Genomic DNA, 22,169 nt, shown 5'->3' with positions numbered 1-22,169 from the left:
GATCCTTTTGGTGGTCGAACCCATTCTGTGGCGGACTTAAATGGGCAGAAGGTTCAAAAAGAAGCGGCTGAGCCACCCTATCTTCTGCGCATCGGCCTGGCCGCCGCGTCCGCGCTGCTCGACGCGCACGTTGGCGATCTGTGCCGAGGCGACGGAATTGCCCGGCTGGATCGAGCGCGGGTCGACCTGGCCGGAAAAGCGCAGCACGTCGGCGTTGTCGTTCACGCCGATCTGCTTCTCGCCGGCGATCAGCAGGTGGCCGTTGGGCAGCACCTCGGTCACGGTGGCGGTGATGGTGCCGGTGAACTCGTTGGTGTTCTCGGTGCCACCCTTGCCGGAGAAGGTGTTGCTGCTGCTGCCACCCGCACCGAGCTTGGCCAGCGCGCTGGACGCGCCCAGCAGCGGCAGCGCCGTCACCGAGGCATCGACCGAGCCCTTCTTCTCGACCGTGCTGGTCGACGAGGCGGTCGCGCTGACCTTCTCGACGATCTGCACCGTGATCGTGTCGCCGACCAGCCGGGCGCGGTGGTCCTCGAACAGCGGGCGGTACTGCCCGGCCTGGAAGATCGAGCCGTTGGCGATCACCGGCACCGCCAGCGGCTGCGGCCGCATCTGGGTCGGCTCGGCCACGTCGACCTTGGGCGAGCTGGGCATCGAGACGGTGCCGCAGGCCGCCAGCGCAGCGGCGGTGCAGGCGAGCGCGACAGCGCGCAGCGGGCGGGACATGAGGGGCATCCTGGCGGTCATGGCGACGGTCATCGCGACGTTCGTGGCGACGTTCGTGGCGACGTTCATGGCGGCGATCACAGCTGGCCGAGCTTCTGCAGCATCTGGTCCGAGGTCGAGATCGCCTTCGAGTTCAGCTCGTAGGCACGCTGGGTCTGGATCATCGTGACCAGTTCCTCGACCACGTTGACGTTGGAGGTCTCGACGAAGCCCTGGCTCAACTGGCCCAGGCCGCCGCTGCCCGGCACGCCGCTGCTGGGCGTGCCCGATGCGGCGGTCTCGCCGAAGAGGTTGCCGCCGAGCGCCTCGAGGCCGGCCGGGTTGATGAAGTTGGCCACCGGGATCTGGCCCAGCGTCTGCGGCGCCACCTGGCCGGGCATCGCCACGCTGACCGTGCCGTCCGGCGCGATGGTGACGGTCTGGGCCTGCGCCGGCACGGTGATGCCGGGCTGGACCGCATAGCCGGCGTTGGTCACCAGCTGGCCGGTCGCGCTGACCTGGAAGGCGCCGTCGCGGGTGTAGCCGGTGGTGCCGTCGGGCATCTGGATCTGGAAGAAGCCGTTGCCCTTGATCGCCACGTCCAGCGAGTTGCCGGTCTGCTGCAGGTTGCCCTGCGTGAACTGGCGCGAGGTCGCCACCGAGCGCACGCCCAGGCCGACCTGCAGGCCGGTGGGCAGCTGGGTCTGCTCGGAGCTGTTCGCGCCGGGCTGGCGCAGCGTCTGGTACATCAGGTCCTCGAACACCGCATGCGACTTCTTGTAGCCGTTGGTGGCGACGTTGGCGAGGTTGTTCGAGACGACATCCAGCTGGGTCTGCTGGGCTTCCATGCCGGTCTTGGAGATCCACAGGGCGCGCATCATGGCGGTGTTCCTCGGGTACGGGTGTCGGGTCGGTCGATCAGCTCAGCGACAGCAGCTGCGCGGCGGAGCGCTCGTCCTGCTCGGTGGTCTGCATCGATTTCATCTGGGCCTCGAACTGGCGCGCGGCCGAGATCATGGACACCATGGTCTCGATCGCGCTGACGTTGGAGCCTTCGAGCGCGCCGGCCTGCAGCCGCGCGTTCGGGTCGGCCGGCAGGTCGCCGCCGGCGGCACGGAACAGGCCATCGTCGCCGCGCTGGAGCTTCTCCGGCGGCGTGACCAGCTTGAGCTTGCCCACCGGCGTGCTGCCGCCGTTGGCCGCGCGGGCGGTGATCGTGCCGTCCTGGCCGACCGTCACCTCGGCGTTCGCCGGCAGGGTGATCGGGCCGCCGTCGCCCAGCACCGGCAGGCCGTTGTGGCCGACCAGCACGCCCTCGTTGCTGACCTGCAGCGAGCCGGCGCGGGTGTAGGCCTCGGTGCCGTCGAGCGCCTGCACGGCCAGCCAGCCATTGCCCTGCATCGCCACGTCGAGGTTGCGCCCGGTGGTGGTCATCGGGCCCTGCGTCGGGTTGTAGCCGGTGGTGGTTTCCAGCGCGTAGGCACGCGTGGTCGCGCCATCGCCACGCACCGGCACGGCACGGAAGGCCTGCAGCTCGGCGCGGAAGCCGACCGTGGACACGTTGGCCAGGTTGTTGGCGAGCGTTTCCTGGCGCTGCATGGTGGCCTTGGCGCCCCCCATGCTGAGGTAGATGCGACGGTCCATCTGGAATCCTTGTCAGGTCTCGGTGGCGTTCGGAGGAAGCCCCCCAGGCGCCGGGCTCAACGAAGGTTGACGAGGGTCTGCATGATCGAGTCCTCGGTCTTGATGGTCTGCGCGTTGGCCTGGTAGACCCGCTGCGCCGTCATCATGTTGACCAGCTCGGAGGTCAGGTCGACGTTGGATTCCTCCAGCGCGCCCGATTGCAGCTGGCCCATGTTGCCGCTGCCCGCGGTGCCGACGATCGGCGTGCCCGAGGCATAGGTCGAGGTCCAGGCATTGCCGCCCATGGCCTGCAGGCCCTGCGGGTTGCGGAAGCTCGCCAGCTCCAGCTGGCCGGCGGCCTTGGTCAGGCCGTTCGAGTAGCGCGCGGTGATGATCCCGTTGGACTCTATGTTCAGGCTGGTGATCTGGCCCGGCGCGTAGCCGGTCTGGGTCACGTCGGTGACGCTGAACAGCGCGCCGTACTGGGTCGACTGGGTGAAGTCCATGCTGACGCCGGTGATGGGCTCGGTGGTCGAGCCGTCGGGCAGCGTGGTGGCCGGCACGTCGAAGGTGAAGGGCGCGGCCGGCGCGGTCGGTGCGGCGCCGGTGGTCGGGAACTGCAGCGTGGTCAGCGGCGCGGCGTTGCCCGCGCCGTCATCGACCACCGAGGTGCCGTTGGCGGTGGCATAGACGTCCCAGGTGTCGGCACCGGTCTTCTGGAAGTAGTAGGTCATCGCCACCGGCTGGCCCTTGACGTCGTAGGCCGTCAGCGAGGTCGCCTTGTTGTAGGTGGCCGGGTCGTCGAAGTTGATGCCGCCCGCCGCCGGCAGCGTCGGCTGGCTGCGCGAATCGAGGTTCATCTCCATCGTGACCGCGTCGGTCGCCTGCGGGTCGATGCCGGCGGTCGGCAGGCGCAGCTCGCTGGCCGCACGGGGAATCACCACGCCCTGCGCGTCGGCCTGGTAGCCCAGCAGCTTCTGGGCGCCGTTGTTGACGATGTAGCCGTCGCTGTCGAGCTTGAACTGGCCGTTGCGGCTGTAGACCAGCGCGCCGGTGGTGTCCCTGAGCTGGAAGAAGCCGTTGCCGTTGATCGCCACGTCCAGCGGGTTCTCGGTGGCGCTGATGCTGCCCTGCGTGAACTGCTGCGAGACCGCCGCCAGGCGCACGCCGATGCCGATGTTGCTGGTGCCGGTGCTGGCGATGTTGCTCGCGTACATGTCGGCGAACTCGGCCCGCGACGCCTTGGCGCCGTAGGTGCTGGCATTGGCGACGTTGTTGCCGATCACCTCCAGGTTCTTGCTGGTGGCGTTCAAGCCGGAAAGGCCTTGCTGGAAGCTCATGGTCGTGTCCTCGCGGGAAGGGGGATCGGGGTCGGATCGGTTCGGAAGGGGCAGGATCAGCGCGGCGGCGTCATTCGGCGAAGGCCTTGACGTCGGCATAGGCCATGCGGCCGCCGCTGGCCAGGTCCAGGCTCAGGCTGCCGCCGGAGGTGCTGACGGCGACGATCTCGTCGCGCATCAGCGGGGTCGCGCTGACCTGCGTGGCACCGCTGGTGGCGACGACACGGAAGGTCAGGTTGCCCGTGTCGATCGGGGTCTGGCCCTCGGCCGGCGCCGGCGGGGTCCAGCTGAAGCTGTGGCGGCCGGTGGTCTCCGCACCCAGGTCGACGGTGCCGACGACGCGGCCCGAGGCCGACAGGACCTCGACCTTGGTGGCATCGGCCGCACCGGCCAGGTCGAAGCTCGCACGGGCGCTGCCATCGCTGCCGATGGCCAGCTTGTTGCCGTTGACCAGCACGCCCTGCCCGACCAGTTGCGCGCCCTGCATGGCCTGCAGCTGGGTGAACTGGCTGCTCATGGACTGGATGCTCTCGTTGACCTTCTCGATGCCCGAGACCGTGTTGATCTGGGCCATCTGGCTGGTCACCTGCGCGTTGTCCATCGGACTGAGCGGGTCCTGGTTCTTCATCTGCGCGACCAGCAGCGTGAGGAAGCGGTCGGCCGAGGCCTCGGTCGCGGTCTTGCCGGTCGTGCTGCCATTGAGCTGGGCGTAGACCGCCGCCGAGTTGCTCGTGGCGTGGGTGCCGGTGGTCGTGGTCATGGAGGTTCAGCCTTTCGGTGCGCAGCGGCGGCTCAGGAGCCCGAGCCCATCTGCAGGGTCTTGAGCAGCAGGGTCTTGGCCGTGTTCATGACCTCGACGTTGTTCTGGTAGGAGCGCGAGGCGGCCATCATGTTGACCATCTCCTCGACCGCGTTGACGTTGCTGTAGGTGACGTAGCCGTCGGCATCGGCCTGCGGGTGCTTCGGGTCGTGCACGCGGCGGCCGGGGGTCTGGTCCTCGATGACCTGCGAGACCTTGACGCCGGCGGCACCCTGGTCGCCCATCGCCACGGTCTGGAACATCACCTGGCGGGCCTTGAAGCTCTGGCCGTCCGGGCCGGCCACCGTGTCGGCGTTGGCCAGGTTGGTCGCCACCGTGTTGAGCCGCTGGCTCTGCGCGCTGACCGCGCTGCCGGCGACGTTGAAGATCTTCATCATGGACATGGCGGTTCAGCTCCTGGTGACCGTGGCGGGCATCGCCTTCACTGGCCCTTGATGGCCGACATCAGCGTCGACACCTGGCCGTTGACGAAGCGCAGCGAGGCCTCGTACTTCACCGCGTTGTCGGCGAAGCTGGCACGTTCGCGGTCCATGTCGACGGTGTTGTTGTCGAGGTTGCTCTGCGACTGCGTGGCGAACTGCAGCGTGCTGGCCTCGCGACCGCCGATGGCCACGGGGATGTGCGCGCCATGGGTGGTCACCAGCGGGCCGCCGGCACGGCCCGGCTGGGCGCCGCCGCCGGTGGCCTGCTGGAGGGCACTGGCGAAGTCGATGTCCTTGGCGACATAGCCCGGCGTCTCGGCGTTGGCGATGTTGCTGGCGATCAGGCGCTGACGCTCGGAACGCAGCACCAGGGCCTGGGACTGGAAGTCCAGCGTGTCGGTGAGGCGGTTGGTGATCATGCGTGCGGCTCCTGCGTCGGGCCGGCCTGATCCGGGCCCTTGAACAGATTGTTGGACGCGAGGGCCCGAAACATGAGCGGGAATAGCAGGGCCGTTTGCCCTTATCTCCGCGCCTGGGGCGGCCGGGGCGACACCTAAAGTGCGGCTCACCATGTCCTCAGATCGCCCGGTCCCGTCCCGCCCCGTCAGCCCCGTCAGCCCCACCAGCCCCGTCGCCGCCGCCTGCGCGTGCCGCAGCGTGCTGCCGCTGCGCGTGATCGGCGACTACCTCGGCGCGATGCTGGCGACGCTGGCCGCCGCGCTGCTGCTGTCCGTGCTGGGACTGCCGCAGCCGGCCCATGCGCAGGAAGCCGGCGCAGCCATCCCCTTCGACCAGGTCCTGGGCCTGGCCCGCGAGCAGGCCGGTGCACCGGCCGGCGCGCGTGTCGAGGTCGTCCCCGGCCAGCTCGACCCGCGCCTGCGCCTGGCACCGTGCGACCAGATCCAGCCCTACCTGCCGCCCGGCGCGAAGCCCTGGGGCAAGACCCGCGTCGGCCTGCGCTGCACCCGCGGGCCGGTGGCCTGGAACGTCTACCTGCCGGTGACGGTCAAGGTCTGGGCCCCGGCGCTGGTGACCGCCAGCCCGGTCGCCGCCGACACGCCGTTGAGCGCCGACCAGCTGCAGCTGGCGGTGGTCGACATCGCCGAGCAGCCCAGCCCGGTCTACACCCGCAGCGACGAGCTGGTCGGGCGTCGCCTGAGCCGGGCCCAGCCGGCCGGCACGACGCTGCGCGCCGACAGCCTGCGCGCGCGCATCTGGTTCGCCGCCGGCGACACGGTCCAGGTCGACTCGGTCGGCAGCGGCTTTCGCATCAGCGGCGAGGCCGAGGCCCTGAGCCCCGGCATCGAGGGCCAGCCGGTGCGGCTGCGCTCGACCAGCGGCAAGCTCCTGTCGGCCTGGCCGGTCGGCGATCGCCGCGCGGAGATCCGGTTGTGAAAAACCGGACACGTCCAGCCCCTGTCCACGCCCCGGCGACTTGCGGGGCGCGCTCGTTTCCCCCCGGTTCCAGGGGCTGGGACACATCCGGACGCACCGGCACCCTCAAGTCCTGCCGCTTCCTTGCCGAAACCCACTTCAGCCCCGGGAAACGACCCGATACCGACGACCGCGGACCCGCACAAGGTCCTCAAGCCCGATCGGAACGAGCCGATAAACCGGGGGCAGGCCAGATGCAACAGACTGGCCGACCGTTGGGTACGTCTCGCGACAGCGGGGCCGGCCTGTCGCCCCGTCGATGCGGGACGACCGCAACCGGGCTCACAATGACGCGTCGCGCACCGAAGCCGGCCTCCGCCACCGAGGGTGGGGTCCGGCGCCACAGGAGAACGTCATGAAGATCGGCAACAACCCTGCACCTGCGGGCATCAACCCCACCGGCGCCGCCACGACCTCGAGCCGTCCGGCCGCAGAGGGCAGCGCCGTTCAGGACACCGCATCGGCCAAGAAGGCCGATGGCGGCGCGACGGTGCAGCTGTCCAGCACCGCACGGGCCCTCATGGAAGCGGCCGACGGGAGCTTCGACGCCCAGAAGGTCGAACAGGTCCGCCAGTCGATCTCCGACGGCACCTACAAGATCAACCCCGAGGCGATCGCCGACAAGCTGATCGCCAACGCCCGCGAGGTGCTCGGCAAGGTCGGCCCGACCGGGCACTGAGCCCGCGCGGTCTTCCCGACCCTCCGTCCCTCCGCTCCAGCCGCCGCCGCGGCACAGGCCATCGCATGAATCCGCAGACCCGCTCCCCCGCCCCCGCGCTGCCCCGTCGTCCGGCCGTCGTCGCCGGCACGCCGCCGGCCGACCTGGAAGGCCTGGTCGAGCGTCTGGAGGAATCGCTGGCCGCGCTCGGGCAGTCCCTGCGGCTGCAGGACCCCGAGGCGATCGAGGGCCATGCCCAGCGCCTGCACCAGGCGCTCGAACGCGCCCTGCAAGGCTTCCAGACCGCCGCCCGCCAGGGTGGCCTGCCGGCCCCGCTGCGCCACCGCCTGATGCGGGCCAGCGGCCAGGTCGCCGCACAACGTGAATCCATGGTCCGCGCCACCGTCGCGCTGGACCGGGCGATGGACGCCCTCATGCCCCGCGAGGCGCCGTCGCTCTACGGCGCCCGGGGCTGGAACGGCGCCAGCGCCGGCAGCGGCCAGCTGCTCGGCTGAAGCGGGGCGGGATCCCCGCCGCGCTCGCGAATGTCCGATCAGGTCTTGGGCAGCGTCACGCCGCGCTGGCCCTGGTACTTGCCGCCACGATCGGCGTAGCTGGTCTCGCAGACCTCGTCGCTCTCGAAGAACAGCACCTGGGCGCAGCCCTCCCCCGCATAGATCTTGGCCGGCAGCGGCGTCGTGTTGCTGAACTCCAGCGTCACGTAGCCTTCCCATTCCGGCTCGAAGGGCGTCACGTTGACGATGATCCCGCAGCGCGCGTAGGTGCTCTTGCCCAGGCAGATGGTCAGCACGTTGCGCGGGATGCGGAAGTACTCGACCGTGCGGGCCAGCGCGAAGCTGTTGGGCGGGATGATGCAGACGTCCGACTCGATGTCCACGAAGCTGCGCTCGTCGAAGTTCTTCGGGTCCACGACCGTGCTGTAGATGTTCGTGAAGACCTTGAACTCGGGCGCGCAGCGGATGTCGTAGCCGTAGCTGCTGGTGCCGTAGCTGACGATCTTGTGGCCGTCGGCCGACTGCCGCACCTGGCCCGGCTCGAACGGCTCGATCATGCCGTGCTGTTCGGCCATGCGGCGGATCCACTTGTCGCTCTTGATGCTCATCGTCGGCCTCTCTCAGGGGATCACGATTCTAGGTTCGGGCCCGGCGTGTCAGGATCACGGCAGACCGGATGCGGATCATCTTCCCGTCCGCTGCACGACCTGCCCAGAACCTGAGGAACAACCATGACGACGACGATGAAGGCGGCCTGGCTCACCGGCCACGGCGGCAACGAGGTGGTGACGATCGGCGAGCGCGAGCGCCCGGTGCGCGCGCCCGGCGAGATCCTGGTGCGCATGAAGGCGGCCACGCTCAACCGCGTCGACCTCTACATGCGCGACAGCGGGGCCGGCATCACCCACCCTCTGCCGCTGGTGATGGGCGTGGACGGCGCCGGCGTGGTCGAGGACGTGGGTCCCGAGGAGACCCGCTGGCAGGTCGGCCAGCGCGTCGTGCTGCAGTCCATCATCAGCTGCGGCCGCTGCGAGTTCTGCGAGCGTGGCGACACGCCGCTGTGCACCAGCGCCAGCTACCTGGGCGAGCACCGCCACGGCACGCTGGCTCAGTTCGTGAGCCTGCCGGCGCGCAACGTCTTCGCGCTGCCCGACGGCCTGGACTTCGCGCAGGGCGCCGCGCTCGGCGTCAACCACCTGACCGCCTGGCGCATGCTGTTTTCCAAGGCCCGCGTCCAGCCCTGGGAGACCGTGCTGATCTTCGGCATCGGCGGCGGCGTGAGCCTGGCCGCGCTGCAGCTGGTCAAGGCCATCGGCGCGAAGGCGATCGTGACCTCGCGCGACGCGGCCAAGCTGGAGAAGGCCCGCGCGCACGGTGCCGATGAGGTCGTGCTGGGCGGCGGCGACGAGATCGCCAGGCAGGTGCTGAAGCTGACCGGCGGACGCGGCGTCGACGTGGTGATCGAGAACATCGGCACGGCGGTCTGGAGCGCGGCACTGAAGTCGCTCGTGCGTGGCGGCCGCCTGGTCACCTGCGGCGCGACGTCCGGCGACCAGCCCGGCGCCGACATCCGCCGGATGTTCATCCGCCAGCTCCAGGTCTTCGGCTCCACCGCCGGCAGCCTGACCGAGTTCCGCGACCTGCTGAACTTCGTCGCCCTGCACGACCTGAAGCCGGTGATCGACCAGCGCTACCCGCTGTCCGAGCTGCATGCCGCGCTGGACCACCTCGATTCGTCGCGGCAGTTCGGGAAGGTGGCGGTCGAGATCGCCTGAGCCTGGCCCGGCGGCCAGGTGCGCGCGGCCGATCAGCCCGCCTGCACCCGATCCGCATGGGCATAGATCGACGCCCGGTCGCCGCGCGTGAAGCCGGCCAGGACCAGGCCGGCGGCCTGGGCGGTGCGGGCGGCCAGCGCGGTCGGGGCGGAGATGGCGGCCAGCAGGCCGACGCCGGCGCTGGCGGTCTTGTAGACCATCTCGTAGCTGGCCCGGCTGGTCACCGCGATGAAGCCCTGCGCCGGATCGACGCCGTCGCGCGCCATGCGCCCGGTGAGCTTGTCCAGCGCGTTGTGGCGGCCGACATCCTCGCGCACCAGCAGCACCTGGCCGTCCAGGCTGCACCAGGCGGCGGCATGGGTCGCGCCGGTGCGCTGCTGCAGGCCCTGGCCATCGGACAGCCCGGCCATCGCGCGGCCCAGCGCCGACTGGCGGATGCGGACCTCGGCCGGCGCGCGTCGCACCGGGCGCACGGCCTCGGCCAGGCTTTCGGTGCCGCACAGGCCGCAGCCGGTGCGGCCGGCGAGCGTGCGGCGGCGTTCCTTCAGCCGCATGAAGCAGCGCAGCGTGACGCGCAGTTCGAGCGTCAGGCCGTGCGCCGCCGTGATCGTGCCGTCGGGCAGCACGCCGGGGGCGGATTCGCCGTCGGCCTGCATCACCGCCGCGCCGGACAGGTCGCTGACATGGGCCTCGCAGTCGAGCAGGTCGTCGACCTCGTCGATGATCCCCTCGCTGAGCGAGAAGCCGAGCGCGAAGTCCTCCAGGTCGGCCGGGCTGGCCAGCATCACGGCATGCGAGATGCCGTTGTAGACCAGCGCGACGGGCACTTCCTCGGCCAGCACGTCCTGCGCGGTCTGGACCGCGCCGCCACGCCAGCGCGTGACCTCGCGGATGGAGGCATCGGCCAGCGGGACGGCATCGGTGAGCAGGTCGGTCGTCATGGGCAAATTCTCCCATCGGGACTGCTCCGGCGCCCGAAGCGAGTCACGAAACCCGCCGGGCCGCCCCAAGGGTTTCGCTCCCCCCTGGGGGGACGGACGACCGGTCAGGTCGGCCTTGGGGGCCGACGTTCAGAACAGCGACCCGACGTTGAGCAAGGCCAGCACGCCCAGCACCGCGAAGATCGCCGCCGACACGCCGTGCACCAGCTTCATCGGCACCGCACGCGTGACCCGGTCGCCCAGGTACACCGCCGGCACGTTGGCCAGCATCATGCCCAGCGTCGTGCCGGCCACCACGCCGACCAGCGCGTCGTAGCGGGCGGCCAGCGCGACGGTGGCGATCTGCGTCTTGTCGCCCATCTCGGCCAGGAAGAAGGCGACCACGGTGGTGCCGAACACGCCCAGGCGCGAGACCTTGCCGTCGAGCGCCTCGTCGTCGGCCTGGTCGGGGATCAGCATCCAGGCGGCCATCGCCAGGAAGGACAGGCCCAGGCCCCAGCGCAGCAGGGTCGGGCCGACGAAGGCCGCGACCGCGTTGCCGACGGCACCGGCCATGGCGTGGTTGGCCAGCGTGGCCACCAGGATGCCCAGCACGATGGGCACGGGCTTCTTGAAGCGGGCCGCGAGCATGAAGGCCAGCAGCTGCGTCTTGTCGCCCATTTCGCCCAGGGCGACGACACCGGTGGAGATCAGGAAGGCTTCCATGAGGGATGTGGATTCCGGGGCCGATGAACGCGTGTGACCTTTAGCTCCTGCGGCCCGCGCGACAGGAGGACAAGGTCAACGGTCTGGCCAGGCGGGGGGCTGTCGGCGCCAGGATCGGTGAGCGATCCAGTGTGTTGACGCGCGACCCCTGCGGGGTTGCAGGGCGGCTACTCCCCGGTGACGGCGCGGATTCTATGGAGCGTCGCTGAATGGCTCATGGCAGCCGTCGCGTGAGCTCCGGGCAGGCGCGCTCGGCAGCCTCGCCGGGGCTCAGGTGGGCAGCGTTCGCCAGGGTCGTGTCCCTGCCGTCACGCCAGGTCACGCGTCAGTCCGGCGCTGCGCCGCCCGCTCGGCGCCAGCGCCTCAGCAGCAGCGCGTTGCTGACGACGCTGAGGCTGCTGAAGGCCATCGCCGCGCCGGCCAGCACCGGGTTGAGCAGGCCGGCCGCCGCCAGCGGGATGCCGACGACGTTGTAGGCAAAGGCCCAGAACAGGTTCTGGCGGATCTTGGCCTGGGTGCGCCGCGCGATGTCGATGGCCGCCGGCACCAGCGCCGGATCGCCGCGCATCAGCGTGATGCCGGCCGCATGCATGGCCACGTCGGTGCCGGTGGCCATGGCGATGCCGACCTGCGCGGCGGCGAGCGCCGGCGCGTCGTTGATGCCGTCGCCGACCATCGCCACGGTCGCGCCGGCCGCACGCAGCTCGCCGACGATGCGCGACTTGTCCTCGGGCAGCACCTCGGCACGCACGTCGGCGATGCCCAGCTGCGCGCCGGCCGCCTCTGCCGCACCCCGGTTGTCGCCGCTGAGCATGACGCTGCGCACGCCCATCGCCTGCAGCTCGCGCACCGCCTCGGCCGCGCCAGGCTTGAGGCGGTCGCCGAAGCTCAACAGGCCAAGCAGCGTGACACCGCCCTGCCCGGCCGGCCCGTGTTCATCGGCCTTACCGCCCGATGACACCAGCCATGACACGGTGCGACCCTGCGCCTGCTCGGCCTCGGCCCGGGCCCTCAGCGGGCTCAGGTCCGCGCCCAGTTCCTCGACCCAGCGCCGGCTGCCCAGCTGCAGGGGCCGGCCGTCGACCGTGGCCGACACGCCGCGTCCGGCCACCGCGCGCAGGTCGACCGGTGCGGTCGCGGCGGGCAGGCCGGCGTCGGCGGCGGCCTGGCTCACCGCGCGAGCCAGCGGGTGCTCGCTGCCGGCCTGCAACGCGGCAGCGGCCTGCAGCAGCGCGCGTTCGTCGCCGTCGATGGCCAGTTGCGCCAGCAGCGTCGGGCGGCCCACCGTCAGCGTGCCGGTCTTGTCGAAGGCGACCACGTCGATGCGGTGCGCCAGTTCGAGCACCTCCGCATCCTTGATCAGCACGCCGTGGCGCGCCGCCACGCCGGTGCCGGCCATGATGGCCGCCGGCGTGGCCAGGCCCAGCGCACACGGACAGGCGATCACCAGCACCGCGACCGCATGCAGGATGGCCGTGTCCCAGCGCCCCGTGCCCAGGCCCCAGCCCAGCAGCGTGAGCAGCGCGATGCCCATGACCACCGGCACGAAGACCGCGCTGATGCGGTCGACCAGCTTCTGGATCGGCGCCTTGCGGGCCTGCGCGCTCTCCACCAGCCGGACGATGCGCGCGAGCGTCGACTCCGCACCCACCTTCGTCGTGTGCAGCAGCAGCAGGCCCTCGGCATTGACCGAGCCGCCGATGACGCCGTCGCCGGCCTGCTTGGCCACTGGCAGGCTCTCGCCGGTCAGCATGGCCTCGTCGACGTGGCTGGCGCCCTCGATCACCCGGCCGTCGACGGCGATGCGTTCACCGGGCCGCACGACCACGAGGTCGCCGACCTGCACCTCGGCGATCGGCCGCTCGACCTCGCGGCCGTCGGCCAGGCGCAGCCGCGCGACCTCGGGCCGCAGGCGGTTGAGCGCACGGATCGCCTCGCTGGTCTGGCGCCGGGCGCGGGCCTCCAGCCACTTGCCCAGCAGCACCAGCGTGATGACCACCGCCGAGCCCTCGAAGTACAGCTCGGGCATGGCGGCGCCGGGCTGGCCCAGCAGCGTCCAGACGCTCAGCCCGTAGCCGGCCGAGGTGCCGATCGCGACCAGCAGGTCCATGTTGCCGCTGCCCGCGCGCAGGGCCGACCAGCCGGCCCGGTAGAAGCGCGCGCCGAGCCAGAACTGCACGGGCGTGGCCAGCGCCCATTGCAGCCAGCCCGGCAGCATCCAGTGACCGCCCCACAGCATCGCCACCATCGGCAAGGCCAGCGGCAGCGACAGGGCGGCCGCCGTCAGCACCGGCCACAGCGGCGGACCCTTGGGCTCGCCCTCGGCGGCGGCGCCCGGCGCGTCGTCCTTCACGTGCGCGTCGTAGCCGGCCTTGCGCACGGCGGCCAGCAGCCGGGCCGCGTCGACCATGGCTGGCAGCGCGGACACGGTGGCGACCTCGGTGGCGAGGTTGACCTCGGCGCTGCGCACGCCGGGCACCTGCCGCAAGGCCTTCTCGACCCGACCGACGCAGCTCGCGCAGGTCATGCCCTCGACCTGCAGCCGCCACTCGCGCGCCGGCACCGCGTAGCCGGCCCGGGTCACGGCAGCGGTGAGCGCCTCCAGCGTCACCCCGGGCGCGGCGAACACGCTGGCGGTCTCGGTGGCCAGGTTGACGCTCGCCTCGGCCACGCCGTCAACCTTCGCCAGGGCCTTCTCGACCCGTGCGACGCAGCTCGCGCAGGTCATGCCCTCGACCACGAAGGACCAGCGCAGGCCGCCCGCATCGGCAGGGCCACGGGACGACAGGACGACAGGGGCTGCAGCAGCTGTGGTGGACATGGCGAGGGCTCCGGACCGTCGCTCACCGGAAGGTCCCGGTGCCGTGCAGTCTCAACCTTGCCATCATGTCAGGGTCTGGCGGCCACGGCCTGATCCAGCACAGGCCAACGGGCCTGGGTCGGCGCGCGGGGCCTTGCCCTCATGGCAAGCTACAAGCCCTCGTCATCACGTCCAGCGAACTTGCAAGGAACACCACCATGATCGAATTCCAGCTCCCCACGATGACCTGCGGCCACTGCGTCAAGGCCGTCACCGCCGCGATCCAGTCGGTCGATGCACAGGCCAGGGTCGCCATCGACCTGCCCACCCACCAGGTGAAGGTCGAGACCGGCGCCGAGAAGTCGGCACTTGCCGAGGCGCTGAAGGAAGCGGGGTACGAGCCAGCGTGAGGAGGTCACGACCCGCGCCATGCCAGGCGCACCGGTGTGGTTCACCGTCCCGGATCTGAAAGGCAACGCCGACCCGTCCTGCGTCTGATGAGACCGGCATCGACGGCCAGCCGCCAACGGCGAGCGGCAGATCCGACCCGATGCGTCGATGCCATCGTGTCGCCCAGACAACGATGCCCGTCATGATGATGTGAGGCGTCATCCCGACTTGATCTCGACCAGGCTCGTTCCTAAACTGATATTTCGCATTTGCCGGCCGATCCATGCGGGATGTCAACTCGCCCTGGATGCTGTGGCCGGCCTTCGTGGCCAGTCGCGCAGGACCGTCGTCCGGACCATGCAGAAAACACGGAGGGGAGCGAGATGAGAAGACGCAGCAGCAGCGATCACGAGGCGCTGAGTGACCATCGCGGATTCGAGCCGCCCTTCTTGCTCAGACGCGCAACGCTTCGGTCGATCAATCTGAACGTCGGCGTCTTCCTGTTGCTGGGTTGCATCTCGCTGTGGCTGGACATCCGAGCGATCAAGTCGGGCGCACACATCGCCAATGACCGGGCGATGGTCTTTCTCATGCTGACCCCGGCGTGGATCGTTGGTGCCCACTATGCCTGCCGCATCCTGCGACGCTACAGGCCGTCACTGCGGGACGCGATCTCCTTTGCGTTGAAGGTGGCTCTCGCCTTCGCGGGGGCTGTGGCGCTCTTCAAGTTGCTCCTGGATCCGATGCATTTCGATGACGTCTTCCACAGCTTGATGACGATCGTCGTGCTGACGCTTGCCGTCATGTGCTTCATCACCGTCGGATTCGTCAATGGCTATTTCGGCATCTTGTTTTCCGTCTACAACCTGATCGCGCTCGTGGGACGTGCCCGTCATGGACAGGAGGCTGAACTGGGCATGTGGATCGATCTGTTCGGCCTGATCGACATCGACGTGGCCATCTACCAATGGTTCATGATCGGGACGACCTTCGTGCTCGCCTTGTCAGAGCGCACGTTCAGCGTGATTGACGCAGCCATCGATTCGGCATGACGCGTCCATGAACCGTCCTCGCCTCACCCCACCACCGCCCGGCAGTTCGGCGTCTTCAGGCACAGCGTGAACTGCGCGAGTTGCGCCACCAGCGGCATGTCGGTGGCCGGCCCCAGCAGCTCGATCGTGTACGGGCGGGACGGGTCCAGCGGGTAGCGCGCCGGCAGGCCGCTGGCATTGGGCACCGACGCGGTCGTGCCGGCCTCGACGGCTTGCGGCGACCGTTCGGCCACGCAGAGCAGCCGGGTCGCGCCGGACGTGAGGTGGCAGCGCCACAGCGTCGGATCGGCCTGGGCCTGGGCCTGCGCCGGAACCCCGGCCAGGCCCAGCAGCAGCGCGACCAGGCCCACGCCCATCCACACCGGCATCGACGGCAGGGAACGGGCCAGCGGTGAGGTGGTCCGGGCACGGTCGGACGTCGGGACGGGGCGATTCGGCATGGCGGCACTCCTGGGGGGATGCCGCTGTTTCGGCCCCCACCCGCCCGGCCTGAGCCCCGCCGTTCACGCCCGGCCCCGCGCCGTGACGCCTGCCCGGCGAATGCGCGCTTTTCGCGTTCGAGCGTCTCAGGCGGGCCGCAGCCGCGCGGCCAGGGCCGGCGTCGACTCGATGCGGCCGTCCGGTTGCACCCGCAGCGCCTGCGCCACGCCCAGGCGGGCGGTCACGGTCGGCCACGGCTCGGCCGGATCGGCCGCCAGCAGCGCGGTCGCCATCGCGTCGGCCCAGGTCGCGTCGCGCGCCAGCACCGTCACGCCCGCCGCCGACGACACCGGCAGCAGCGTGCGGGCGTCCAGCACGTGGCCGACCTCGCGGCCATCACTCAGGCGACGGCGCCGTTCGGACTGGGCCGAGGTGATGACCGCCTCGCGTTCGCCCAGCTCGACGGCCGCCACCACGCCGCCGGCCGGATCGGGATGCCGGATGCCGATGCGCCAGGGCCGCCCGCCCGCGCCGTCCGGCCCGCACATCGCCGCCAGGTTGCCGCCCAGGTCGACCAGCGCCGAGCCGATGCCGGCCGCCCGCAGCGTGTGCAGCGCGAGATCGGCCGCATGGCCCTTGCCGATCGCGCCGAGGTCGATCCGGACCCGGCGGTCGGTGCCGCCCAACATCCCGCCCAACCTACCGCCTTGCCAGTGCAGCGACGCCAGCGTCGGCACCGGCTCGCGCAGCCGCTGCAGCGCGGCCTCGGCCGGCGCGGCCGCGCCCTCGCGCAGCCGGTCGGCATGGAAGCCCCAGGCCGCGACGGCCGCGCCGATCGCGACGTTGCAGGCGCCCGCGCTGGCCTGCTCGATGTCGCGGGCCTGGCGCAGCAGGCGGGCCAGGTCGTCGTCCACCGACACGCGTCGACCCGCCGCCAGGGCGGTGTTGACGCGGTGCAGCGCGCCGGGCTTCCAGGCGTTCCATTCGCGGTCCAGCCGGGCCAGTTGCGCCCAGGCCTGCGCGAGCGCCCGGTCCGCTGCGGGGCTGGCCGCAGCTGAACCGGGCACGATCAGCTCGGCCCGGCCGCCGAACAGCGCGCGGCGTTCGCGCCGCAGCGTCACGGGCGCTGCGTCGGACCGGTCGCCTGCCCAGGCCCCGCCCGGCAGCGGCCCGCAGGCAAGCCCATGCAGCGGCGACAGCAACAGCGCCCCGACCAGCCGCCGTCGCGCGGGCCGGATCGACGGCCTGCCCGTCACACGCGTCATGCCCGATGCCAGCCGCTGCGCAGCGCGGCGCTGGCCGCCAGGTGCTCGATCTCCAGCGGCTCGAACAGCGCCGCCGCGCCGGCCAGCGTGCCGCTGCGCGCAAGGCGCTCGATCTCGGCGCAGAGCACCGCCATGCGGCGGGTGCCGATGTTGTCGGTGACCGACAGCAGCCGGTGCGCCAGCGCGGCCAGCTCGCGCAGGTCCCCGGCCTGCAGCGCCGCCCGCAGGCGTTCGAGGTGGACCGGCACGTCGTCCTGGAAACGGGCGACCAGCTCGGCCAGCAGCCGGGGTTCGGCCAGGTCGTCGTCCAGGCTGCGCAGCTCGGCCCAGCGGGCCATGTCGAGCACCGGCACCTCCACGCCGGGCTGGCCGGCGGCCGCGGCGTCCGCGGCATCCGCGGCGTCCGGTGGCGGGCCCTGCGGCCTGGCCGGCGGCAGGCCGTCCGGCGCGGGCATCAGCCCGGCCTGGCGCAGCGCGGCGGCCAGCGCGGCCAGCTCGATCGGCTTGGAGACGTAGGCATCCATGCCGGCGGCCAGGCAGGCCTCGCGGTCGCCGGGCATGGCGTTGGCGGTCATGGCGACCAGCCGGGGCCGCGCGCTCGGGCCGCGCCGGCGGGCGATCCAGCGGGCCGCCTGCAGGCCGTCCATCTCGGGCATCTGGATGTCCATCAGCACGACCGCGTAGTCCTGCCGCTCGACCGCGTCGATCGCCTCCAGCCCGTTGCCGACCAGGTCGGCCGCGTAGCCCAGCCGGCGCACCAGCTGCTGGGCGACGCGCTGGTTGACGTCCTGGTCCTCGGCGATCAGGACGCGGTGCAGCGGGGCTGCCGGTGCGATCGGCGCGCGGCCATCGTGCGGCTGCGCAGCGTCGCGGGCATCGCGCGGCGCGTGCGCGTCCGGGTCGACCCAGGGCCCGCGCCAGCCCAGCGGGGCCGGTCGCGACAGCGCGGCGGGCCGGCGCATGGCCGATCGCTGGCGCAGCGCGGCCTGCAGGGTCTCGAACAGCACCGCCATCTTCAGCGGCTTGGTCAACATGGCCGCGACACCGAGCCGGGCCAGGCTGCCCCCGCCCAGCGGTGCGCCAACCTGCCCCAGCGGCTGGCCCGACAGCAGCACGATCGGCGTTTCCTCCGCCGCGCCGGGCGTCAGGCCGTGCCGTCCAGGGCGACGCAGCGCCTCGGCCACCACCAGCACGTCGCGCGCATCGCGCCCCAGGTCCAGCATGGCCAGGTCGTAGCGCTCGCCGTGGCGCAGCCGGTCGAGCGCCTCCAGCGCCGACGGGAAGGTCGCCGGCACGAGGCCCCAGTGCAGCGCCCAGCGGGTCAGGATGCGGCGCTGCGTCAGGTTGCCGTCGACGATCAGCACGCGCCGGCCGACCAGGCCGGGCACGTCGGCACGCAGGCAGTCCGGCTCGGGCATGCCGGCCTCCAGCGGCGCCGCACCGCGCACGCCCAGTTCGACCTGGAAGACGCTGCCCTGGCCCGGTTCGCTGACGACGCCGATGCGCCCGCCCATCAGCTCGGCCAGGCGCTTGCAGATCGCCAGGCCCAGTCCGGTGCCGCCGTGCTTGCGGGTGGTCGACGGGTCGAGCTGCGAGAACGACTGGAACAGCTGCGGCAGGTGCTGCTCGGCGATGCCGATGCCGGTGTCGTGGACCGACAGGCGCAGCAGCCGCTCGCCATCGGGTGCCCGGTCGGGCGCACCGTCGGGCCCGTCGCCGACCGACCGGCTGCCCACCGCGACATGCACCTCGCCCTCATGGGTGAACTTGACCGCGTTGGACAGCAGGTTGACGAGGATCTGGCGGATCCGGCCGACGTCGCCGACCAGCCAGTCCGGCGTGTCGTCCTCCACCAGGTAGCCCAGGCTCAGGCCCTTCTCGCGGGCCCGCTGGGCGACCACGTCCAGCGCGCCCTCGATGCAGGCGCGCAGGCCGAAGACCTGCTGCGCCAGGTCGAGCTTGCCGGCCTCGGCCTTGGAGTAGTCCAGCACGTCGTTGACGATCGCCAGCAGCGCCTCGCCGCTGGCGCGGATGGTGGCGGCGCACTCGCGCTGCTCCTCCGACATCGGCGTGTCCATCAGCAGCGTGGTCATGCCGATGACGGCGTTCAGCGGCGTGCGGATCTCGTGGCTCATGTTGGCCAGGAACAGGCTCTTGGCGCGCGCGGCCGCCTCCGCGTCGGCCTTGGCCTGGGCCAGCAGGCGGGCCTGGGCGCGCACCTGGCTGACGTCGCGCAGGATGGCCGCGAAGTAGGGCCGGCCGTCGAGCTCGACGTGCGCGATCGAGGCCTCGGCATCGAACAGCGCCCCGTCGGCGCGGCGGCCCTGGATCTCGCGCCGCTCGGCCATGCGGCGTGCCGGCACGCCCGAACGCGCGTAGGCCGCCAGGTGGCGCGCATGCATCGGCCGGGCGCTCTCGGGCAGCAGCAGGTCCAGGCTGTGGCCCAGCACCGCGTCTGCGAGGTGGCCGAAGATGCGTTCGGCCCCTTCGTTGAAGACGACCACGCGCTGCTGCGCGTCGCAGACCACCAGCGCGTCATCGGCGATCGCCAGCAGGCGGCCCAGCAGCAGGCCGAGTTCGGCCGGGTCGAGCCGGTGCGCGGACGGGCCGTGCGGCGGGCGGGCGGTCGAGGACATGCGTGGCCTCCAGCCTAGCCGGTCTGCAACTGCAGCCGGGCGACGCCACCGTAGCTGCCGACCCAGCGGCTGCCGTCCGGCCCGGTGGCCATCGAGAAGACGGCGTTGCCGTAGAGCCCATCGTGCGTGGTCAGCACGTCGAAACGGGCGTCGCCTTCGGCCCCGCTGGCCACCATGCGCGCCAGGCCCTGGTCGGTGCCGACCCACAGCAGCCCGAACGGGTCGAGCTGCAGCATGAAGACGTGGTTGCCGGGCAGGCCGTCGGCGACCGTGTAGTGGCGCCAGCGCTGGCCGTCGTAGCGCGACAGCCCGGCGCCCCAGGTGCCGGCCCAGACCACGCCGGCGCGGTCGACCGCCAGCGAGACGACGTAGTTCGGGTTGTAGGCCTCGCGCACCTCGCTCAGGCCCATCTCGGCCTTCTGGCGGGCGTGGTGCTGCGAGAGGCTGGCCGGGTCGATGCTGGACGTCAGCGAGCCGCGCACCTGCTCGTAGGGCGCACCCAGGCCGTCGGCATGGCGCCAGTGCTGCCAGTGGTTGTCGCGCCAGGCGGCCAGGCCGCCTTCGGTGGCCAGCCAGAGCGTGCCGTCCGGGCCCTCGGCCAGGCCGTAGACCCAGTCGTTGGGCAGGCCGCCGGCGGTGCTGTCGACGGTGTGCAGGCCCCAGGCCTGGCGGTCGTCCAGCCGGCTGGCGCGGATGCGGTTGATGCCCGACCAGGTGGCGATCCACAGGTCACCGTCTCGGGTCTGCAGGAAGTCGTAGACGAAGGCATCGCCCAGGCCCTCGGGCACGTTGTAGGTGCGCCAGCGCGGCGGCTTCTCCAGCTCGTCCATCAGCAGGGCCAGGCCGCCGCCGTAGGTGCCCAGCGCGATGCGGCTGCCGCCGCTGCCCAGGTCGATGCGGCCGACGTGGAAGATGCCGTTGGACAGCAGGCCGGACGTCGTGTCGTACAGCCGCACCGAGCCGTCGCGCGGGTCATGCCGGACCGCGCCGCCGGAGGTCCCGGCCCACAGCACCTCGCCGTCGAGGAAGAGCCGCTTGACGTTCTTGTTGCCGACGCGGAAGTGGTTGAAGTGGCGCACGGCGAGCCTGGCCGGCGCGGCGATGGAAGCGGCTTGCACCGCCGCCTGCCCCACCGACATCGACGGTGCCAGGCACAGCGCACCGAGCGCACCGAGTGCGCGGCGGCGGTCGAAGGAGGCCGGCTTCGTCATGGCCCGACCCTCACGACACCGCCGCGCGTGCCGGCCCAGACGCGCTGGTCCGGCGCCACGGCGATGGCGTAGACGTGGCGGTCGGGCAGTCCGTCGGCGACGCCGAAGGTCTGCCAGGTGCCACCGCCCGGGAAGCCAGCCTGGAACCCGTCCGGACCCGGCTGCCAGCGGCACAGGCCCTGGTCGGTGCCGAACCACAGCGCGCCGTCGCCGGCCTGCGCCAGTGCGTAGACGATGTTGCCGGCCAGGCCGTCGCGGCGGCTGACCGAGCGCCAGGACTGGCCATCCCAGCGCGACGCGCCGCCGCCCCAGGTGCCGGCCCAGATCGAGCCGTCGGCGGCGGCCAGCATCGCGAAGACATAGTTCGGGTTGTAGGTCGCCTGGGTGCCGGCCGAGATCGTCAGGTCGTGCCGGCGGCGTGTGCCCAGGCCGGTGTTGTCGGAGAACGGCAGGCACTCGTCGTTGGCCGCGCCCAGGCCGTCGGCATGGGTCCAGGACCGCCAGCGCTGGCCGTCGAACATCGACACGCCGCCCTCGGTGCCGAACCAGACGCGGTCCTGCGCGTCCACGGCCAGGCCGTAGACCCATTCGTTGACGAGTTCCTTCAGGTAGGTCGTGAACGCGCCGGTCCGTCCGTCGACCCGGCTGGCGCCGGCCCAGGTGCCGATCCACAGGTCGCCGTTGCGCTGCTGGGCGAAGCAGTAGACCCAGTAGTCGGCCAGGCCGTGCATCGGGAAGAAGGTCTTCCAGCGGCCGTCGCGCCAGCGCGAGACGCCGCCGGCGTTGGTGCCGAACCACTTGTTGCCGTCGCGGGTGATGCCGATGGCGAAGACGTATTCGTTGGCCAGGCCCTCGGCGCGGGTGAAGGTCTGGCGGCGCCGGCCGTCCTTCAGGTCGACCTCGTGCACGCCCGCCGAGGTGCCGACCCAGACCGCGCCACGCGCCGGCTCGACCGCCAGCGAGCGCACGTAGACCGCAGGTCCGACCTCGAAGGTGTCCTGCACGCGCAGCTTCGGCGGCTCGGCCGCCCGTGCACTGGCCGGCCAGCCGAGCAGCGGCAGCGTGCCCAGCAGCGCGCGTCGGCTCAGGCCGGTCATCGCCGACCCCGCAGCGTGCGCAGGTGGGCGACGAGGTCGAGCATCTCGCGCTCCCGGAGCTGGCCCTGGTAGGCCGGCATCGCGCCCCGGCCGTCGCGGATCACCGCCAGCAGCGCCGGATCGGCCTTCATCAGCGCGGTCGGCGAGCTGAAGTCGGGCGCCACCGGCAGCACCGGCTGGCCGCGCATGCCGTGGCACTGGGCGCACAGGCGCTGGTAGATCGCGCCGCCGTTGGACGGGTCGGCCGCCTGCGCCGTCACCGCGCAGGCCAGCGACAGCGCCCCGGCCAGCGCGGCACGGCGGGTCATGGGGTTCAACAGGTTCGCAGGCATCCGGCGCCGACGTGCGAATCCCGTGCCA

At 71.7% G+C, this 22,169-nt stretch carries 23 protein-coding genes and 1 riboswitch; of the genes, 6 read left to right on the top strand and 17 right to left on the bottom strand.

What is annotated here, in order from left to right:
- Positions 1–36: 36 nt before the first annotated feature.
- From Q8X39_RS00700 to flgB, 7 genes are all read right to left on the bottom strand, one after another.
- Positions 37–726 (bottom strand): flagellar basal body L-ring protein FlgH, encoded by a 690-nt coding sequence (locus Q8X39_RS00700; protein WP_305748244.1) that lies wholly within the window; start codon positions 724–726, stop codon positions 37–39.
- A 77-nt stretch (positions 727–803) separates the two neighbouring features.
- Positions 804–1,586 carry a flagellar basal-body rod protein FlgG gene (gene flgG / locus Q8X39_RS00695; protein WP_305747708.1) on the bottom strand — a complete coding sequence of 261 codons (783 nt, stop codon included), beginning with the start codon at positions 1,584–1,586 and terminating at the stop codon, positions 804–806.
- A 37-nt stretch (positions 1,587–1,623) separates the two neighbouring features.
- Positions 1,624–2,349, bottom strand: a complete 726-nt coding sequence (gene flgF, locus Q8X39_RS00690) for a flagellar basal-body rod protein FlgF (RefSeq protein WP_305747707.1) — start codon at positions 2,347–2,349, stop codon at positions 1,624–1,626.
- Between the two features lie 56 nt (positions 2,350–2,405).
- Entirely contained in the window at positions 2,406–3,668 is a 1,263-nt protein-coding gene (gene flgE, locus Q8X39_RS00685) for a flagellar hook protein FlgE (RefSeq protein ID WP_305747706.1), read from the bottom strand.
- A 70-nt stretch (positions 3,669–3,738) separates the two neighbouring features.
- Positions 3,739–4,428, bottom strand: coding sequence for a flagellar hook assembly protein FlgD (locus tag Q8X39_RS00680; RefSeq protein WP_305747705.1), 690 nt, complete (start codon positions 4,426–4,428; stop codon positions 3,739–3,741).
- Between the two features lie 32 nt (positions 4,429–4,460).
- Positions 4,461–4,871 carry a flagellar basal body rod protein FlgC gene (gene flgC, locus Q8X39_RS00675; RefSeq protein WP_305747704.1) on the bottom strand — a complete coding sequence of 137 codons (411 nt, stop codon included), beginning with the start codon at positions 4,869–4,871 and terminating at the stop codon, positions 4,461–4,463.
- A 38-nt stretch (positions 4,872–4,909) separates the two neighbouring features.
- A complete protein-coding gene (flgB, locus tag Q8X39_RS00670; RefSeq protein WP_305748243.1) occupies positions 4,910–5,326 on the bottom strand; it encodes a flagellar basal body rod protein FlgB in 417 nt (138 codons plus the stop codon).
- Positions 5,327–5,480: 154 nt separating this feature from the next.
- Between flgB and flgA the strand changes: the two genes are divergently transcribed.
- From flgA to Q8X39_RS00655, 3 genes are all read left to right on the top strand, one after another.
- A complete protein-coding gene (gene flgA, locus Q8X39_RS00665; RefSeq protein WP_305747703.1) occupies positions 5,481–6,305 on the top strand; it encodes a flagellar basal body P-ring formation chaperone FlgA in 825 nt (274 codons plus the stop codon).
- Between the two features lie 394 nt (positions 6,306–6,699).
- Positions 6,700–7,023, top strand: coding sequence for a flagellar biosynthesis anti-sigma factor FlgM (gene flgM, locus Q8X39_RS00660; protein ID WP_305747702.1), 324 nt, complete (start codon positions 6,700–6,702; stop codon positions 7,021–7,023).
- Between the two features lie 65 nt (positions 7,024–7,088).
- Positions 7,089–7,517 (top strand): hypothetical protein, encoded by a 429-nt coding sequence (locus Q8X39_RS00655; RefSeq protein WP_305747701.1) that lies wholly within the window; start codon positions 7,089–7,091, stop codon positions 7,515–7,517.
- 38 nt (positions 7,518–7,555) lie between these two features.
- On the opposite strand, the gene dcd is transcribed toward Q8X39_RS00655, so the two are convergent.
- The gene (dcd, locus tag Q8X39_RS00650) at positions 7,556–8,125 is read right to left on the bottom strand and encodes a dCTP deaminase (RefSeq protein ID WP_305747700.1); all 570 of its coding nucleotides are present in this window, start codon (positions 8,123–8,125) and stop codon (positions 7,556–7,558) included.
- A 123-nt stretch (positions 8,126–8,248) separates the two neighbouring features.
- Here dcd and Q8X39_RS00645 point away from each other — a divergent pair, with 123 nt between their 5' ends.
- Entirely contained in the window at positions 8,249–9,292 is a 1,044-nt protein-coding gene (locus tag Q8X39_RS00645; RefSeq protein ID WP_305747699.1) for a zinc-binding dehydrogenase, read from the top strand.
- Positions 9,293–9,324: 32 nt separating this feature from the next.
- Here the strand turns inward: Q8X39_RS00645 and fdhD are convergent, their stop codons facing one another.
- The 3 genes from fdhD to Q8X39_RS00630 form a co-directional block, all read right to left on the bottom strand.
- A complete protein-coding gene (gene fdhD, locus Q8X39_RS00640) occupies positions 9,325–10,233 on the bottom strand; it encodes a formate dehydrogenase accessory sulfurtransferase FdhD (protein ID WP_305747698.1) in 909 nt (302 codons plus the stop codon).
- A gap of 129 nt (positions 10,234–10,362) precedes the next feature.
- The gene (locus tag Q8X39_RS00635; RefSeq protein ID WP_305747697.1) at positions 10,363–10,938 is read right to left on the bottom strand and encodes a TMEM165/GDT1 family protein; all 576 of its coding nucleotides are present in this window, start codon (positions 10,936–10,938) and stop codon (positions 10,363–10,365) included.
- A gap of 14 nt (positions 10,939–10,952) precedes the next feature.
- Positions 10,953–11,136: riboswitch (yybP-ykoY riboswitch) on the bottom strand.
- Between the two features lie 127 nt (positions 11,137–11,263).
- Positions 11,264–13,759, bottom strand: a complete 2,496-nt coding sequence (locus Q8X39_RS00630; protein ID WP_305747696.1) for a heavy metal translocating P-type ATPase — start codon at positions 13,757–13,759, stop codon at positions 11,264–11,266.
- A gap of 197 nt (positions 13,760–13,956) precedes the next feature.
- Here Q8X39_RS00630 and Q8X39_RS00625 point away from each other — a divergent pair, with 197 nt between their 5' ends.
- Together Q8X39_RS00625 and Q8X39_RS00620 are read left to right on the top strand one after the other, a co-directional pair.
- Positions 13,957–14,148 carry a heavy-metal-associated domain-containing protein gene (locus Q8X39_RS00625; RefSeq protein ID WP_305747695.1) on the top strand — a complete coding sequence of 64 codons (192 nt, stop codon included), beginning with the start codon at positions 13,957–13,959 and terminating at the stop codon, positions 14,146–14,148.
- A 363-nt stretch (positions 14,149–14,511) separates the two neighbouring features.
- Positions 14,512–15,180 carry a hypothetical protein gene (locus tag Q8X39_RS00620; RefSeq protein ID WP_305747694.1) on the top strand — a complete coding sequence of 223 codons (669 nt, stop codon included), beginning with the start codon at positions 14,512–14,514 and terminating at the stop codon, positions 15,178–15,180.
- Between the two features lie 23 nt (positions 15,181–15,203).
- Here the strand turns inward: Q8X39_RS00620 and Q8X39_RS00615 are convergent, their stop codons facing one another.
- The 6 genes from Q8X39_RS00615 to Q8X39_RS00590 all read right to left on the bottom strand — a co-directional run bounded on the left by Q8X39_RS00615 (position 15,204) and on the right by Q8X39_RS00590 (position 22,117).
- Complete coding sequence (locus tag Q8X39_RS00615; RefSeq protein ID WP_305747693.1) at positions 15,204–15,620, bottom strand: hypothetical protein; 417 nt, start codon at positions 15,618–15,620, stop codon at positions 15,204–15,206.
- Positions 15,621–15,746: 126 nt separating this feature from the next.
- On the bottom strand, positions 15,747–16,721 hold the full coding sequence (locus Q8X39_RS00610; RefSeq protein WP_305747692.1) for an FAD:protein FMN transferase: 975 nt from the start codon (positions 16,719–16,721) through the stop codon (positions 15,747–15,749).
- Between the two features lie 140 nt (positions 16,722–16,861).
- Positions 16,862–19,501, bottom strand: a complete 2,640-nt coding sequence (locus tag Q8X39_RS00605; protein WP_305747691.1) for a hybrid sensor histidine kinase/response regulator — start codon at positions 19,499–19,501, stop codon at positions 16,862–16,864.
- A gap of 14 nt (positions 19,502–19,515) precedes the next feature.
- Positions 19,516–20,712, bottom strand: coding sequence for a ligand-binding sensor domain-containing protein (locus Q8X39_RS00600; protein ID WP_305747690.1), 1,197 nt, complete (start codon positions 20,710–20,712; stop codon positions 19,516–19,518).
- Positions 20,709–21,809: a ligand-binding sensor domain-containing protein gene (locus Q8X39_RS00595; protein WP_305747689.1), complete on the bottom strand. Its 1,101-nt coding sequence runs from the start codon at positions 21,807–21,809 to the stop codon at positions 20,709–20,711. The genes Q8X39_RS00600 and Q8X39_RS00595 overlap by 4 nt, the downstream gene beginning before the upstream one ends.
- Positions 21,806–22,117 carry a c-type cytochrome gene (locus Q8X39_RS00590; protein ID WP_305747688.1) on the bottom strand — a complete coding sequence of 104 codons (312 nt, stop codon included), beginning with the start codon at positions 22,115–22,117 and terminating at the stop codon, positions 21,806–21,808. The genes Q8X39_RS00595 and Q8X39_RS00590 overlap by 4 nt, the downstream gene beginning before the upstream one ends.
- Between the last annotated feature and the right edge of the window lie 52 nt (positions 22,118–22,169).

This window comes from Leptothrix discophora (assembly GCF_030705305.1).
Lineage (GTDB): Bacteria > Pseudomonadota > Gammaproteobacteria > Burkholderiales > Burkholderiaceae_C > Sphaerotilus > Sphaerotilus discophorus.
This window is presented reverse-complemented; position numbering and strand designations above follow the sequence as displayed.